Source organism: Paenibacillus wulumuqiensis (assembly GCF_000971965.1).
Lineage (GTDB): Bacteria > Bacillota > Bacilli > Paenibacillales > Paenibacillaceae > Saccharibacillus > Saccharibacillus wulumuqiensis.
In genome coordinates, this window is sequence record NZ_LAQP01000004.1 from 208,358 (window position 1) to 225,239 (window position 16,882).

Below are 16,882 nucleotides of genomic sequence, written 5' to 3' on the forward strand. Positions count from 1 at the left end.
CAAATGAGCTTTCTGGCACATTCTCTTTTCACTGGATTACAGGGGAAAGATCAGTCTGATTTATAACAGATTGCTATCATTTATATGCATTAAGGGAATAGAATATGATTCTATTCCCTTTTTGTAATGTGCATAACTATACAGAAGCCGCTCAGGCTCTTATAGACTCTCATTTCTACGTTTATAATTAGACACAGTACATTTGGCAAATAGTTTTACACTTTTGCAGAATAGGGATACAATTGCATATTTTACTGCTGTAGTGATTTACTCTATTCATTTTATCCAAAAATGTCGATAAAAGGAGGTAGATAACTATCCCACTATGGAAAGGAAGAAAGACTTGACCAGATACCGATTCAAAAGCATTCAGGCGCGAATGATGTGTACTGTGATGCCTATCATATTCGTAGTGCTTTTAATGATCAGCGCAATCTCCTACGAGTTCGCCAAGCAAAAGCTAAACGAACAGATTAACAACAGCGTCAGTCACTCTCTCAGCAATGTAACCGACAATATTACGAATCAGCTGTCCAGCCACTCGCTGCTTGTATCTTCATTCGCAGGTACAGCAGGCCAGCTCGGAACGGATATTACTATTGACCGCTATACAGATATTGTCGAAAAAGACGTGGAGCAAAGCGATATTACCTACGGAATGGGAATATTTTTTGCGGCTGATGCCTATGCTCCCGGTGTAAAATACCGCTCTGCCTATGCCTATCATGATGGGCAGCAAATTGCTACCACGCATGAATATGATGATCCAGCCTATGATTATCTCAACCAGGCCTGGTATACAGGCACAGTAGCAGCCAAGCAAAAGATGTACTATTCGGAACCTTATCTGGATACGAAGCTCAATGTATCCATGATTACAGCAGGTCAGGCGATCCATGATGCCAACAATAAACTGCTCGGTGTAGTAACCGGTGATCTGGATATGAGCAATATCCAGAATATCGTCAGTCAACTGAATGTAGGAATGGGAGGTACAGCAGTACTCACCGACCATCAGGGAAACATATTGGCCAGTGGTAACCCGGCACTGAAAACAGGGGCATCCATGTCTACTGCTGCCGGAAGTGCATTCGAACAGCAGCTTCAGGGTGGTGACTCCGGTCAGGTGGATTTCTCACTCGGTGGAGAAGAGCAGCATTTTCTGTTTCAGACGATAGAGCAAACCGGCTGGAAAGTCGGTGTTATACTGCCTGAAGCAGAAGTTCAGAAGCCTACCAATGAGCTGCTGCTTTTGCTGAGTGTCATCAGTCTTATCGGGATGATTATTATCCTCAGTACACTCTGGATGAACAATCGCAGTATGGTCAAAGAAGTTCGCAAGATCCGTCAGCTGAGCGATTACATGGCTCAGGGTGATTATTCGCATGAATTGACCAGTGACCGTCAGGATGAGTTTGGCCAGATGTCGAACGGATTCCAGCGTGTACTAAATTCCACATCTGCTGTTATCGGACAACTGCGTCAGGAATCGAATACGGTAAGCGAGACAGCGGGGCATCTGTCAGATGGCATGTCGCAAGCGGCTAGCGAAGCCCAGCAAAATGTAGAGCAGATGGAAAAAGTCAAGCACGGAGCGGAAGTTCAGTTGGTCGCTGCTTCAGAAAGCACGACAGCGATGGAAGAGATGGCAATCGGCATTCAGCGTGTCGCCGAGTCGGTACAGCAGGTATCCGAGGCTACGCAAGGGATTGATCACAAGACTCGTCAGGGCAATGCCAAGCTGGCTGAGCTGAATCAGCAGATTCATACAGCCAAAGGTGCACTGGATCAGGCGGGCATGGTCGTTAACTCTCTGGATGAGCGTTCCATTCAGATCGGCGGCATCATCGATATTATTCAGGAAATCAGTGGACAGACCAAGCTGCTGGCACTCAATGCCTCGATTGAAGCGGCACGTGCAGGGGAACATGGCAAAGGATTTGCCGTGGTAGCTTCGGAGATCAGCAAACTGGCCGAGAATGTAAGTTCGTCTGCGGGGCAGATTACGACACAGGTAAGCGCGATGCAGATAGAGACCCGTGCCGCACTGCAGGGAATGCAGCAGGGCAGTATGCAGGTAAATGAAGGACTGCATGTACTGGAAGAGATTGAAGCCAGATTTATCGCAATCAGCCGTGATATTGAGCGGGTAGCTGATGAAGTACAGGAAGTTTCTTCCGCTTCCGAGCAAATGTCGGCCGGCTCCGAAGAAGTGAGCGCCTCGATCAGCCAGCTGGCGGATATCGCCAGATCTTCTTCTTCAGGTGCGACTGATGCTCTGGAGCGTTCCAGACAGCAGTTGTATTCGCTGGAAGAATTGAACCAGTCTGCACAATCCCTGAATCAGGTATCGGATGCACTGAATTCTGTGGTCTCACAATTTAAAGTACAGATGTCTGATCAATAAGCTGAAACTCCAAAATATCATTGCATGGGGAGACGCATATCATCACATTCTGGAACGCAGTTAACAGGAATCAAGTGAGCATGAAACGGTGATATGGCGTTGTTCGATATTTAATTCTGTTAGATTACGCTCCAACCTACCTAATATTGATGCACGCAATATACAACCGATAAGGCAACCTACCTGTGTGGTTACACAGATAGGTTGCCTTATTTGTGATGTATACTAACAGTCTCCATATCCATTACACTCACTAGAAAGCATAAAAAAACCGCCGGAGATTCCGGCGGTTTTGATTCGTTAAGATTAACGGTTGTACCACTCAACGATTTGTCTTTCATCGATGTCTTGAGTCAGTTCGGAACGCTCAGGCAAACGGATGAATTTACCTTCTGTCGCGCCTTCGTTGAACTCAACGTAAGCTACCAGATGAGTGCGGTTTTCCAGAGCTTCTTTAACAGAAGTCAGGCCACGGCTTTTTTCACGAAGACCGATTACATCGCCTGGTTTTACAGAGTAAGAAGCGATGTCGACTTTTTTACCGTTTACAGTCACGTGACCGTGAGCTACCAGCTGACGAGCACCTGGACGGCTGTTTGCGAAGCCGATACGGTAAACGAGGTTGTCCAGACGGCTTTCCAGCAGGAACATGAAGTTCTCACCAGCGATGCCTGGCAGTTTTTGTGCTCTTTCGAACAGAGTAGCGAATTGTTTTTCACCCAGACCGTACATGAAACGCAGTTTTTGTTTTTCTTGCAACTGCATACCGTAGTTGCTCATTTTTCTGCGTTGGTTAGGACCGTGTTGTCCCGGAGGGAAAGGGCGTTTCAATTCTTTACCAGTGCCGCTCAGGGAAATACCTACGCGACGGCTTAATTTAAATTTAGGACCAGTGTAACGTGCCATTTATAGCAAGCTCCTTCGTAATTAAAGTATAGTTTTTGATAAAAATACGGGGCTTTGGGTCTTTGATTCAAGTTGCCGCTTATGATTTGTCGTGAGGCAGGATAGAAAACCACACTACTGACAGGAATGTTCAGCCGCAGTCTTGTCAGCAACCATAAGCGTGAGGGTGAAACAACGTTACGCCCAAATCAGAATCTATCCATTCTTCATCAAGAATAAATTATAGCTTGAACACAATCATAAAGTCAATCATTTTCACGCAATAATCAATGAGAATTTTTGTGTTTTCTACGTTTGCAATTATACGTGCAATCCGCGAGGACAGCTTGTAAAATGAAAATAATTCATATTTCAAATTCACCGGCCGAATATGCCGTATCAAGAGGAGGATTTTATGCCAGACCATACAAAGAATTCGTCAGCACAGAGCTGGCGCGCTGAAGCCGGGCATACCTCCTATCCTGTAGTGCCTGTCACGGATGACACATTCTGGCTGCAAAAGGCGGATATCAGCGAATCTGATTTTCTGCATATTGAGGCACTGCTTGAGGAATCTCTCAAAGACTGGTATGAACAAAATCGCTCTATTCATAAAGTCCGGCATTCAGCCTGGTTTCTGCTGAATCATGAACGCAAGTATATAGGAGGAATCGGCCTGCTGCCCGGACAGGAGTCCCTGATCCAGCAGATAGTGAGCCATCATCATTTGCATCCGGATACAGCGGATAATCCTTCCATGGAACAGATCGAGACGGCTTATCAAGAAGTAATAACGATTCCTCTTTATACTCGCACGAGCGGCACATTGTTCGTGCTGCTCGGCTGTATTGCTCCGGCAGCAGATCCAATTACAGCCGATGATCTGGAGATGCTTGGGCTGCATTACAAATCCTTGTTTTACAAACGGTTTGAATATACGTTTGTTGCGGATATGTTGAGCTCGCAGACGGTCATGGAGCGCGAAGCCCAGCGTCGTACCGTGCTGTTTCATATTATTCAGCGTATGTATGACAAATTCGAAGTAGATGCGATCATTACGGAAATGTTTGCCATTGTGGATCAGATGTATCCGTTGGTGCGTTTTGAACTGCTGGTATCCCAGGGGGATCAGAATCTTAATCCGCGCGTCAAGCCGCTCATGCTGCAATCTTCGCTGGATGATATGCGCGTACGGACTTTTTCTACAGGTGAGGTATCGGTAACTGTTCATCCGGGCACAGATGGAGTTTCGGATAGGATGGAGGCTGCGATTCCTCTAATGGGCAAGCAGGGCATCTATGGTGTCTTTCATGTCGTTTCGGATTATCCGCTGGAGGAAGAAGATATGGAGCTGCTGGTTGTTATTTCCGAAGCGGCAGGTCGTACTTTTGAAAATGCGAGACTGTATGAACAGTCCCAGCTGCTCAACGAAGATCTGCGTCTGATCAACAATATTACCCAGCGGCTGAACCAGAGTCTGAAACTGGAGGAAATATTTGAATTTGCAGTGGGAGAGCTGCTGAAAGTGTTCAAGGCAGAGCATGTGATTGTGCTGTATCTGAATCCGAAAACAGATCGGTTTGAGGTGGTATCCGGGAACGTTCCGGCTCTGGAAGGCGGTTCGGTCGGCAAAGACGAAGGTTATACAGGCCTTATTTACCGGAACAGAGAGCCGATTATGATGTCCGATTACTGCGGCGATCCAGGCAATGAATCCATATTCATGAAGGCAACTGCTTCCAACTCGATGATTGCCTCGCCGCTGATGAGCAGCGGTGAAGTGAATGGAGCCATCTATCTGGGACATCCGCAGCGCCACTATTTCTCCTATGATAATTTCAAATTGCTGCAGGTGATCACTACCCATATCGGATTGTCCGTATCCAATGCTGCGCTTCATTCGGAAGTGCAGCGGATGGCAAGCCGGGATGCTCTGACCGGACTGTACCAGCGCAGGTATCTGGATGACTCCATCAGCAATTATCAGAGTGCTACCTACAGCGGATCGCTGCTGATGGTCGATATCGATAAATTCAAAGTGGTCAATGACACCTATGGACATCAGGTAGGTGATGAGATCCTCAAGCAGGTGAGCCAGATTATTCAGCGGCTTATCCGTGAAGGCGATATTGCTGCCCGATGGGGCGGCGAAGAACTCGCAGTCTATTTTCCACAGGTAGATAAAAGTCGTGCTTATCATATTGCGGAAAATATCCGGAAAACGGTAAGTGCAGAAACCGATCCGCGAGTAACCGTATCCGGCGGAGTCTCCGACTGGAACTGGAAGGACAAGGATGTCAGTGTAGAGTCCCTGTTTTATCGGGCTGATATGGCTTTATATCAGGCCAAGCATAATGGACGCAATCAGATTCGAATGGATGCGGATATGCGCTCCTGAGCCCATTTCAAGCATATAAGCAGCACAGCGGGTTACCCTTGAGGGAGGACCGGCTGTGCTTTTTTGCAGAGGACAAAAAATGGGTGCTCATGGTACACTGTTTTTTGAATAATTAACCGTTGTTCAAAAACAGTTGGAAAAGGGGACGAGACAATGCAGGATCCTAGAATAAAAGTGCTCGCCAGAAATCTGGTACAGTATTCCATTGATGTACAGCCAGGCGAGAATGTACTGGTCGAAATGATCGGCAGCGAGCGTGATCTGTTAAATGCAGTTATCCATGAGGTGGGCGCCAGAGGCGGGAATGTATTTGTACAGCTGACCGACCGCAAAGTGCAGCGTGCCATGCTGATGAATGCAACCGAGGAAGGTCTGGCCGCATGGGCTGCACTTGATCTGGAGCGCATGAAGCAAATGCAGGGTTACATCGGTATTCGTGCCGGCGATAACATCAACGATCTGGCCGACGTGCCGGAAGAGAAGATCAAAATGTACAACCGACTCTATCAGCACACGGTACATAGCGAACAGCGTGTGAAGCACACCAAATGGGTCGTACTGCGTTATCCGAATGCGAGCATGGCACAGCTGGCTGGCATGAGTACAGAAGCTTTTGAAGACTTCTACTTTGATGTCTGCAACCTGGATTACGCCAAAATGGATAAAGCTCAGGACGCGCTGCAGGCGCTTATGGAGCGTACGGATAAAGTGCGTCTGGTCGGCAAAGACACCGATCTTGCCTTTTCCATCAAGGATATCGGTGCCAAAAAATGCTCCGGTCAGCGCAATATTCCCGATGGTGAAGTATTCAGCGCCCCTGTACGCGATTCGGTCAATGGTACGATCACGTACAATACCCCGACTGTGTATAACGGTATCAGCTTCGAGCGGGTAACATTCCGTTTTGAGAACGGCAAGATCGTGGAAGCCTCGAGTAATGATACCGAGAAACTGAACAATATTCTGGATTCGGATGAAGGGGCACGTTATATCGGCGAATTCGCGATTGGCTTCAATCCACATATTCTGCATCCGATGAACGATATTCTGTTCGACGAGAAAATTGCCGGCAGTTTCCACTTCACGCCGGGACAGGCTTATGAAGAAACGGATAACGGCAACCGCTCTTCCATTCACTGGGATCTGGTATTTATCCAGCGTCCGGAATACGGCGGCGGCGAGATTTACTTTGACGATGTGCTGATCCGCAAAGACGGCATCTTCGTACTGCCTGAGCTGGAAGCACTGAATCCCGAGAACCTGAAATAGGCAATATTCGCAGACATTACAGTACGTCTGCAAAATACTGTTATTCATAGCTTGATCAAATAGGCAAAAAGAGGTTATATATGGATAGGGCGCCTGATAGGCGACTTCACGATATAACCTCTTTTTCTCTGAAAACGGACCTAAGAAAGAAGTTGCATAAGAAAGCGTATTCATTTATGATGTAAGGGAAAACGAGGTTTAGTGAAATTCAAAGCAAAAGTAGGAGGGGTTCTCATGGCAACCAGTAATACGAATAATGCAGCAGTAGTGGAGATTGCACAAACTGCGGGTCAGTACACTTCTTCAATCGTACTGCAATATGAGACAAAGTTCATCGATGTCAAAAGTATCCTGGGACTGTTCACTACGCTGGTAGCCAATCACGAATATGAGCTGCACGTACACGGACCGGATGAAGAAGCCGCAAGAGCGGCGGTTGTCGCTGCTTTTGAAAAGCATGGTCTGAGTGTCAAAGTTGCAGATAAGTAAAAAAATCAGGGATGCTGCCGTCTGCATGACGGTAGCATTTTTGGCTTTTTCATAGCATAAGGCATGACTTTTTGCAGTTCATTACCCTGCAAATATGCAGAAAATGGAAGGATTACCGGGCAGCGGGGAACGATATTTTAAATATAAGGTATTTCCGCCCGATTTACAGGGAGGTTCTTGTATTGCCCTCCAATTTCGTCTAATATTAAGAATAGTAATGGCCGAGAGTTCTTGAACATGGGGGGGAAGAACATGACTTCATCTGATTTGCAAGAGCAGTTGAATATAAAAGCATTAAATCTTCTTCAAGAAGATGCACATAAAATTGAAAAATTGATTGAAATCCAGATGGAGAATTTGGATACCCGTTACTGTCCTCTCTATGAGGAAGTGCTGGATACCCAGGTATACGGCTTTTCCAAAGAAGTGGATTTTGCTGTACGTGCTGGTCTGGTGTCGGATCCTGTAGGCAAGCAGCTCATCAGTAATCTGGAGCGCAATTTATCCGTATTGTATGAAGCGATGAATAATAAGACACAGTCTGCAGAGTAGCAGACTTGAATGACATAGAAATGCCTGTACCTCATTATGGGGTACAGGCATTTTTTGCTGTAAAAAAAGGATATCGCGAGAGTACGATACATACTATCGATCTGCCGTATTATCCATTTGCGGTCCGAACGGGAAAAGACCCCATCCGCTGGCTATGTAGAGCAGCAGATGGAGTCAATGTTGCAGGTGTATCTTACTTTCTAGACGAGATAGAAGGATACACCAAGAATGATATAGACGACGAGCAGCAGGGTACCTTCATACCAGTTGGTCGAACCGTCCTGGATAATCGACTTGGCGATAAAGACCGATACCATAATGGCTACCAGCTCCAGCGTCGTGAAGACGATATCCATCGTATTGCCCAGGAAGAAGCTTATAAAGATCAGTACAGGTGCTACGAACAGAGCAATCTGGAGACTGCTGCCGACTGCGATTTCGACAGAAGCACCGATTTTGTTTTTCATGGCGAGCATGATCGCTGCACTGTGTTCAGCTGCATTACCGATGATAGCAACCACAAACGCACCGACGAACAGTTCACTGAAGCCAAAGTCTTCGGTAAAGGTCTCCAGTGTGCCGACCAGCCATTCACTGACAAATGCCGTCATCACGGTTGCGATAACGAGATAGAGAATGGATCTGCCTTTGCTCCAGTCCGGTGACTCGTGTTCATCTCCGCCTTCACTGGCTACATCCGCGAGATAAGCCTTGTGGGTGAACATGGAGAAGACCAGCCAGGCGATATAGGACAGGATCAACAGCCCGGCAACAATGAGACTGAGCGTATCCACCTCGGTGCTGGTGATGGAGTGAGTGTTCAGGAACAGCGCCGGTACGAACAGGGCGATCACTGCCACAATCATCAGCGAGCCGTTCATGCCGGCGAGGGAGATGTTGAAGTTCTGTACTTTGAACTTCACACCACCCGCGAAAATACTGAGACCGAGTACCAGCAGCAGGTTCCCGATAATGGAACCGGTCAGACTGGCTTTGACCATATCATACAGTCCTTCACGCAGCAGCATGATCGCGATGATCAGTTCTGCCGCATTGCCGAATGTGGCATTCAGGAAGCCGCCCAGCCGCTGTCCTGCATAGTGTGCCACGTTCTCTGTCGCACGTCCGAGGAATCCGGCTACCAGTATAACGGCAATCGCCGATACGATAAACTGGAGAATCGGATTCAGATGGGCATAATGAGCGACTGCACTGAGTATGAAGAAAATAATAAGCAGAATGGTTGATAGATTTTTTTTCATTGTGCCACCTCACTTTTGAATAGGTTTCTTTTTGATGTTCTACATACTGCTGATGCTTCCGTGAAAAGAAATGATGGGATGAACAGGGCTGCCGTACTCTGACGGTGTACCGTACGGCATAATCTTCCTATTCATTAACCAATCATTCACAACATATGACAGTGACCCGATTGCAGCCATATGGGTATGAACATAGGAAGGACATCATACTAACTATGTAAATTCTTTAACAATATACCCAAAATAAATGCAAATGTAAACGAAAGTGAACGAACGTTTCAGAGCCGCAAACAGCGGGTATAAATATTGTTTTTGAATATCTGGGCAATATGCAATAAAATAGAGAGGTAAACATTATGGTTAGTTGCATCCATGCCGTAATACTGCGAACAGGGATGCAAGCTTTGGAGGAGGATGGACATGACCGAATCATTACAGTTGGAGATGGGCACAATCAAAATTGCCGATGACGTCGTAGCAAAAGTGGCGGGCATGGCCGCACTGGAGACACCAGGCATTGCTGCTATGTCCGGCGGGTTATCCGAAGGATTCGCCAAACGTCTAAGCGGTAAAAATGTGCAAAAAGGGGTAACAGTTGAAGTCGGACAAAGTGAGGCAGCGATTGATCTGCGGATTATTGTACTGTACGAAACTCCGATTCATGAGGTATGTCGTATGCTCCAGCAAAATGTGCGTGAAGCAGTAGAGAACCTGACCGGTCTCAAAGTGGTTGAAGTAAATGTCAAAGTAGAAGGCGTAGCCTTCAAGGATGACATGATCGAGACCGAGCCGCCAGTTCGTTCCAGATCATAATCAGACCTTACAACAGCATACTACGATTGCACATACAAAAACGGCGGGGAATTCCCCGCCGTTTTTTATATGGTTTATTCGTTTTTTATTTCATGCGCATGGAGACGGACTGACGGCGTGTATAGCCATTGCCGGACTCCTGCTTTTCAGCAAGTGCACGGTTGGTCTCGCGCGAGATACTGAGCATAATGCCCATACTCAGCATCATGATCACGAGTGACGTACCACCATAGCTGATAAATGGCAGTGGTACACCGGTCAGCGGGATCGTCTTGGTGACGCCGCCGATATTGATAAAGGCCTGGATCGCAAACAGCCCCATAATACCAACACCGGCCAGCGTACCGAAAATATCCGGACACCTCAGTGAAATGATAATGCCTCGCCAGATAAAGTAGGCATATACCAGCAGGAACAGCACCGTGCCGATCAACCCAAATTCCTCACCGATAATGGCAAAAATAAAGTCATTATATGGATTGGGCAGATAATGCAGCTTTTGGATACTTTTACCGAAGCCGGCACCGGTCACACCGCCTTCGCCGATCGCGGTAAGGGACTGAATCATGTTATAACCGCTGCCCCTTTCATCCTTGAAGGGGTCAATGTAAGCCTGAATCCGGTCAGCTCTGTAATTGCCCTTGGTCGGTTCATCCTTTTCGAACAGGGAGTTGATCCCGAATACGATGGCCGCTCCCAGCGCAAGCAGCATAACAGACGCCAGAATATGCTTCATACTGGCTCCGCCCACATAAATGATCAGTCCGGCTGTTGCCACGAGAATCATACATGAACCAAGGTCAGGCTGCAGCATGATCAGTCCGGCGACCAGTCCGACAATCAGCATTACCGGAATGTAGCCGGTACGCAGATCCCGCAGTCTGTCGCCTTTCTTGGCAATCAATGCCGAGAGGTAAAGGATAACGGCCAGCTTGGCAAATTCCGCTGGCTGAATGGAAGCACCGCCGGGAAGATGAATCCAGCTTCGGGCACCGTTCAAATGGACACCAAAAACCAGAACGGCCAGCAGCAGCACAAGTGTCACGAGAAAAAAAGGTGCAAACCATTTTTTGTATTTGCTGTAGTGGGCCTTCATGGCGAAGAACATCGCTATCGTGCCAATAATGGCGAATATAATATGACGCTTCGTAAAATAGAGTGCATCATTATTGTAATTGGCATTGGTCAGTGCAAGACTCGAGCTGGCACTGAATACCATCAGAATCCCAAAGCCGATCAGCACAAAAGTCAGGACGAGCAATTGAAAATCGGGTGCGCCCTTTTTGATCACTTTGGGAGGTGACTGTGAAGGTCTGGGCATATTGCGAACATTGGAATTTTTGGAACGGTAACGGTCTGCAATACTCTGGTTGGTGGAAGATCTCGATGTAGTTTGTCTTATTTTATTCATTCATGTATCCCCGGTAATGGAACGGATATGTACAAATCTGCAGCACGGTTGTCTGTGTTCAGACAATTTTTCATCATGCACAAATCCTCCTTTTGAAATAAAAGCATTTAATTATGTTAAGTTTATCTTTCATGATAGTACGTTTTAAAAGCAGGTGCAAGCTTTTGCTTGCTTTTGGAAGAGTATGGAGAAATGCATTTTACAAAAGATCCTTTTTGCTTCAAAATAATGCCTAACCAATTATTTAACCTGCTTTATACAATTGAAACATATACACATGGCCAAATTCATTATAAAGCGAAGGGATGGAATTGCAGATGGGGGATTACAACTGGAAAGCATTATATCCGGAGATGGTAGAATGGCGGCGGCATCTTCACCGGCATCCGGAGCTGTCTTATCAGGAACATCAGACAATGGAATTTATCGCTGAGCGACTGCGTTCTTTTGGTGTAGAGACACAGGCCGGCGTAGGAGATACCGGAGTGGTGGGGATCATCCGGGGCAGTCTGCCGGGCCGTACCGTAGCGCTGCGCGCAGATATGGACGCTCTTCCGATCCAGGATGAGAAAGATTGCGAGTATGCTTCACAGGTTCCGGGTGTGATGCACGCCTGCGGTCATGATGGCCATACATCGGGACTGCTGGCAGTCGCACGCTATTTTAGTGAACAGCGCGAGCAGCTGCGCGGTGAAGTGCGTCTGATTTTCCAGCCGGGAGAAGAGGTCTGTCCCGGCGGAGCCCTCAAAATGATTGAAGCAGGCGCCATGGAAGGTGTGGATGCGATCTACGGGGTGCATCTGTGGACTCCATTTGCCGCAGGTACACTGGCAAGTGCTCCAGGGCCTGTTATGGCTTCTACCGATGAATTCTTTATCGAGATTACAGGGAAGGGCGGTCACGGCGGTATTCCGCATGTAACGGTGGATAGTCTGCTGACCGGCGCACAGCTGGTTGTCCAGCTGCAGTCGATTATCAGCCGCAATGTGAACCCACTTCATCCGGCGGTATTGACGGTAGGAACGATCCAGAGCGGTACGGCGCAAAATATTATTGCAGAGAACTGCCGAATTACCGGAACGGTGCGTACCTTTGACGAAGAGACACGAACGCTGATCCGTCAGCGGATCGAAGAGGTGAGCCGTCAGCTGTGTGCACTGAATGGAGCGGCGGTGGATATTGAGTACATGATGGGATATCCGACCCTGGTAAATCATGCGGGCGAGACGGATCGCTTTTTCCGTGTAGCTGGCGAACTGTTTGGCCGGGAACAGGTATTCCAGACCCCGCCGATGATGCCGGCAGAGGATTTTGCCTATTATGTACAGAAGGTACCGGGCTGCTTTATCTTCGTCGGAGCAGGCAACGAGCACAGCGGAGCCATCTATCCGCATCACCATGCCCGCTTCGATATCGACGAGTCCTCCATGCTGAATGCCGCACGGATTCTGGCAGCGATGGTCGAAGATTTTCTGAACGAACCGGAAAAGGAATTGTGCTAACTTGCTTATGGCAGAATCCGTAACATGCTGTCCATCGATTTTGGAAAAAGACTTCTAATCTGCCAATTCCTTATGATATGATGAGAGGGACAGCACGTATAATCAACACGTACTGTTGCTGTCCATTATATACAGGAATGGGATGAACTTCATGAGCGTAACCGAGACCAGAACGGTTGATATGGCCGAAGTCTTGACATGCGCCTATGATTTGGGCGATATGATCAACAATTCTATCGAAGTCGCGAATTATCTATATTGGAAAGAACGGATGCAGGTTCATCCGGAAGTACAACGCTTGGTGATCAAGCTGAACAGCAAGAAGGAGCTTTTCGAGGAAACCCAGCGTTTTGGTCATTTTCATCCGAACTATCATGCCGCGATGCAGGAAGTACAGGCGGTACAGGAGGAAATGCAGCGTATTGAGGAAGTTCGCAGATTCACCGAAGCTGAGAGCAACCTGGATCGCATGCTGTATGAGATGTCGGAGATGATCGCACATTCGGTCTCCGAGACAATCAAGGTTCCAAGTAATGATCCTTTACCAAAAGGAGGCGGATGCGGTAGTGGAGGCTCATGTGGATGCGGCGGATAACAATCCGCGCCAGGAACAGGAACAAGCCATTTTTCCGGAACGGATCGGATATATTATTTGGGTCAGTGATGTAAAAGCGGCTCGCAATCTTGAAAAGTACGGTTGTGTACACTATATTTCACGCCGTATGCAGTATGTGGTCATGTATATGAATTCCGAGAAAACGGATGATATATTGAAAAATATGCGCAGACTGCCTTATGTACGCAAGATCGAGCGTTCCTACCGCAATGAAATCAAGACCGAATACAGCAAAAATGTACCGGATCAGACGCAGTTCTACGGTATCTGATTCAGCAGTTTATAAATAATGGAGATGCAGGCAGCGCTCTTTTGAAGGGCGCTGCAGCAGATCCAACCGGAATATAGCAGCGGCCAATAGGTCGCTTTTTTTATTCTTTTTTAGAAGCGGTTTCATAAATGGGTGATAATTGGTATAAAATAGTAAAATATATCATATAATTTTTAACTTTTTGACTTTATGGGTTAAAAGAGAGTAAGGAACTGTCGATATACTCTGTAGTGGGACTCAAGAACTGTAGAAGTAGTACAGTTGGTTAATTAATATGATAAAAATGACACCGTATCGTAGTCTGGGCCGTAAAATAATATATCAATTGGTAGCTTTCTCGCCCTATTTTAGGTCTTTGGATTTATTTATTTATAATCAATAGGCAATAATACTTAGGCGGAAAGACCTGTGAAGATGGGGAGTGAATAATTATAATGAGAGACAAAGTAATGGAGCGCTGGAGTACTTATGAACCATTTCACGTTGCACTGGGTGAGAAAAAAGTAGCAGATGTGGTAATTACCCATCATGCTATCAGTCGTTATAATGACCGAATCGCCAAAGCAGATACTCCGACAGAGGATATCGCTGCCTTTATGTGGGATAGCCTCAAACAGGATCGCATCATTTCCTATTACCGTAAAGAAGAAGATGTGTATCTGATTGATGAAGATGTGGTCGTTGTCGCGGAATTTGCTGAACTACCCGGTGAGTATGATCTTGCAGGCAATCCGCTTCACAAAATGATCGTCGTTACCTTCCTCGGCAAAATGTCCGAAACGATCGAGCTCCGTGATCTGAAGTCTTATTATTCATGGTTGAGACACTCTCGCCGCATGACACTCATCAAAAATAGCCGCAAACGCAAATAACAGCACTTTACAGGTACATTCAAACGATGGCCCACCTGCCGCTCCCGAGCGGATCAGTGGGCTGCCCATAATGGTACGGACTCCAAGAGCCTGCAATCGCAGGCTCTTTTGTTATGGGCTTTTTTTGCGGTACAATTAAGGTACGACCAAGGAGGGAAACGGCATTGGCTTTTAACTTTCATCAGTTACATATATTTTATACGGTGGCCGAGCGTGGAAGCTTCTCGGCAGCAGCCCAGGCGCTGTATATGACCCAGCCTGCAGTGACTATGCAGGTACAATCACTGGAGGAACATTTCGGAACCAAACTGTTTAACCGTACGACCAAACGAATCGAGCTGTCTGAAGCAGGGCATGCGCTTATGCCTTTTGCCCGCCGGGGGATTGAGCTGATGCGGGAGACCGATGCGGCGATGTCCCGTTTTACCGACAATATGGCTGGGAGGCTGCTGCTGGGCGCCAGCAATACGATTGGCGAATATGTACTGCCCCGGCTGCTCGTGCCGCTCGGCCAGCGCTATCCCGACATGAAGATTATGCTGAAAGTGATGAACACAACACAGATTCTGGATGAAATTAGCCGCAATCAGCTGGACTTTGGGCTGATCGAGGCGCCGGTGGAGCATCCGGATATGACAATCAAGCCGGTGATGCAGGATGAACTAAAGCTGATTGTGCCTGCCGGACATCCGCTGGAGAGCCTGGAGAAGATTACACTGGAGGATGTGCTGAATTATTCGTTTGTGCTTCGGGAGAAAGGATCGGGTACAAGACAGGTGATGGAGGAAGAATTTATTCGTCATCATATGGATCTGGATCGGATCAATACCGTAATGGAGCTGGGCAGCACCGGAGCCGTCAAATCAGCCGTAGAAGCGGGCCTTGGCATTACGATTCTGTCTCCGTCTTCGGTCAAGCATGAAGTGGCACTGGGCCTGCTCAAGGTGCTGGATATTGAGGGTGTATCTTTTCAGAGACAATTCTATTCGATACATCTCAAATCAACGCTGCTGAGCATACCATCGATTGCCTTTTTGCAGTTTTTGCAGGAATATTCACTAACCTAGACGATAGTTAAAAAATCAACAGGCAGGAGTGAGATCATATGAATCATACAGACTCTATCTATCTGGGCTATGCCGACCTGCATAGCCATACACAGGCTTCGGATGGAATGAATACCCCGGCTGAAAATGTGCAGCTGGCTGCGGAAGCCGGGCTGACCGCACTCGCCATTACCGATCATGATACCGTGACCGGTGTGGCGGAAGCGCTGGCAGCCGGTGAACAGCATGGAGTGACTGTTGTGCCGGGAGTGGAAATCAGTACGATGGAAGACGGCAAGGATATTCATATTCTCGGCTATTACATGAATATCGAAGATGCTGTTTTTCTGGACAGGCTGGCCGGGCTTCGCCGGATCAGGGACACGCGCAACGAGATGATTCTGGCAAAGCTGCGTGAACTTGGAGTAGAGATTACGATGGGCGATGTGCTGAAGCAGCTGGGACGCGAACTGCTGCCGGATGAGAGTATCGGACGACCTCATATGGCGGATACGCTCGTAGCCAAAGGATATGCCGAAGACATGCGTGATGCATTTAACAAATATCTGGCTCAGGATGCAGCCGCCTATGTGTCTCCGCCGCGTATTCGTCCGCATGAAGCAGCACAGTGGATTATCGAGGCGGGTGGTGTACCGGTCATGGCCCATCCGGGAATTTATGGAGACGATGATCTGGTCGCCCGTATACTGGATGAGAGCGAACTGGCCGGACTGGAAGTATATCATTCGGACCATTCTCCCGAAGATGAACAGCGTTATCTGAAGCTGGCAGAGCAGCGCTCGTTAATCGTTACCGGGGGCTCGGATTATCATGGTGAGCGTCAGGGCAAGGTGTTTCACGGTCCGCTTGGTGGCAAACGAGTGCCGGCAGATGTGCTGACCCAGCTGCTTGAGCGGGCTTCGAGCCAGGTATAGAGCTGCAGATCAATAAACATACACCTATACGGCAATGTGGCAAATACATGTACGCAAAATGGTAAATACATGCATACAAAAAAAGCGTTCCTTCACGTCGAAAACAGACGCTAGGAACGCTTTTTGTATACACATTAGTATGGGTTAGGCAATC

15 protein-coding genes are annotated in these 16,882 nt (G+C 47.5%); 12 read left to right on the plus strand and 3 right to left on the minus strand.

What is annotated here, in order from left to right:
* Window positions 1–343 precede the first annotated feature (343 nt).
* The gene (locus tag WH45_RS12960; protein ID WP_082096829.1) at window positions 344–2,407 is read left to right on the plus strand and encodes a methyl-accepting chemotaxis protein; all 2,064 of its coding nucleotides are present in this window, start codon (window positions 344–346) and stop codon (window positions 2,405–2,407) included.
* Between the two features lie 306 nt (window positions 2,408–2,713).
* Here the strand turns inward: WH45_RS12960 and rpsD are convergent, their stop codons facing one another.
* Window positions 2,714–3,313: a 30S ribosomal protein S4 gene (gene rpsD, locus WH45_RS12965; RefSeq protein ID WP_046214839.1), complete on the minus strand. Its 600-nt coding sequence runs from the start codon at window positions 3,311–3,313 to the stop codon at window positions 2,714–2,716.
* Window positions 3,314–3,707: 394 nt separating this feature from the next.
* Between rpsD and WH45_RS12970 the strand changes: the two genes are divergently transcribed.
* From WH45_RS12970 to WH45_RS12985, 4 genes are all read left to right on the plus strand, one after another.
* A complete protein-coding gene (locus WH45_RS12970) occupies window positions 3,708–5,690 on the plus strand; it encodes a diguanylate cyclase (protein WP_046214840.1) in 1,983 nt (660 codons plus the stop codon).
* 153 nt (window positions 5,691–5,843) lie between these two features.
* Window positions 5,844–6,959, plus strand: coding sequence for an aminopeptidase (locus WH45_RS12975; RefSeq protein ID WP_046214841.1), 1,116 nt, complete (start codon window positions 5,844–5,846; stop codon window positions 6,957–6,959).
* A gap of 234 nt (window positions 6,960–7,193) precedes the next feature.
* A complete protein-coding gene (locus WH45_RS12980; protein ID WP_046214842.1) occupies window positions 7,194–7,448 on the plus strand; it encodes an HPr family phosphocarrier protein in 255 nt (84 codons plus the stop codon).
* Between the two features lie 252 nt (window positions 7,449–7,700).
* A complete protein-coding gene (locus tag WH45_RS12985) occupies window positions 7,701–8,000 on the plus strand; it encodes an Fpa/YlaN family protein (protein ID WP_017814671.1) in 300 nt (99 codons plus the stop codon).
* Window positions 8,001–8,200: 200 nt separating this feature from the next.
* Here the strand turns inward: WH45_RS12985 and cax are convergent, their stop codons facing one another.
* Window positions 8,201–9,262: a calcium/proton exchanger gene (gene cax, locus WH45_RS12990; RefSeq protein ID WP_046214843.1), complete on the minus strand. Its 1,062-nt coding sequence runs from the start codon at window positions 9,260–9,262 to the stop codon at window positions 8,201–8,203.
* Window positions 9,263–9,682: 420 nt separating this feature from the next.
* Here cax and WH45_RS12995 point away from each other — a divergent pair, with 420 nt between their 5' ends.
* Window positions 9,683–10,075 (plus strand): Asp23/Gls24 family envelope stress response protein, encoded by a 393-nt coding sequence (locus WH45_RS12995; protein WP_046214844.1) that lies wholly within the window; start codon window positions 9,683–9,685, stop codon window positions 10,073–10,075.
* A gap of 85 nt (window positions 10,076–10,160) precedes the next feature.
* Here WH45_RS12995 and ftsW read toward each other — a convergent pair whose 3' ends face one another.
* On the minus strand, window positions 10,161–11,396 hold the full coding sequence (ftsW, locus tag WH45_RS13000) for a putative lipid II flippase FtsW (RefSeq protein ID WP_046215161.1): 1,236 nt from the start codon (window positions 11,394–11,396) through the stop codon (window positions 10,161–10,163).
* Between the two features lie 407 nt (window positions 11,397–11,803).
* On the opposite strand from ftsW, the gene WH45_RS13005 reads away from it, so the two are divergent.
* The 6 genes from WH45_RS13005 (at window position 11,804) to WH45_RS13030 (ending at window position 16,728) form a co-directional block, all read left to right on the plus strand.
* Window positions 11,804–12,988 carry a M20 metallopeptidase family protein gene (locus WH45_RS13005; protein ID WP_046214845.1) on the plus strand — a complete coding sequence of 395 codons (1,185 nt, stop codon included), beginning with the start codon at window positions 11,804–11,806 and terminating at the stop codon, window positions 12,986–12,988.
* Between the two features lie 151 nt (window positions 12,989–13,139).
* Entirely contained in the window at window positions 13,140–13,583 is a 444-nt protein-coding gene (locus WH45_RS13010; protein WP_046214846.1) for a YlbF/YmcA family competence regulator, read from the plus strand.
* A gap of 28 nt (window positions 13,584–13,611) precedes the next feature.
* A complete protein-coding gene (locus tag WH45_RS13015) occupies window positions 13,612–13,875 on the plus strand; it encodes a YlbG family protein (RefSeq protein WP_046215162.1) in 264 nt (87 codons plus the stop codon).
* 434 nt (window positions 13,876–14,309) lie between these two features.
* On the plus strand, window positions 14,310–14,747 hold the full coding sequence (locus WH45_RS13020; protein ID WP_046214847.1) for a hypothetical protein: 438 nt from the start codon (window positions 14,310–14,312) through the stop codon (window positions 14,745–14,747).
* A 164-nt stretch (window positions 14,748–14,911) separates the two neighbouring features.
* Entirely contained in the window at window positions 14,912–15,814 is a 903-nt protein-coding gene (locus WH45_RS13025; RefSeq protein WP_046214848.1) for a selenium metabolism-associated LysR family transcriptional regulator, read from the plus strand.
* Between the two features lie 38 nt (window positions 15,815–15,852).
* Window positions 15,853–16,728, plus strand: a complete 876-nt coding sequence (locus WH45_RS13030; RefSeq protein ID WP_046214849.1) for a PHP domain-containing protein — start codon at window positions 15,853–15,855, stop codon at window positions 16,726–16,728.
* Window positions 16,729–16,882: the final 154 nt, after the last annotated feature.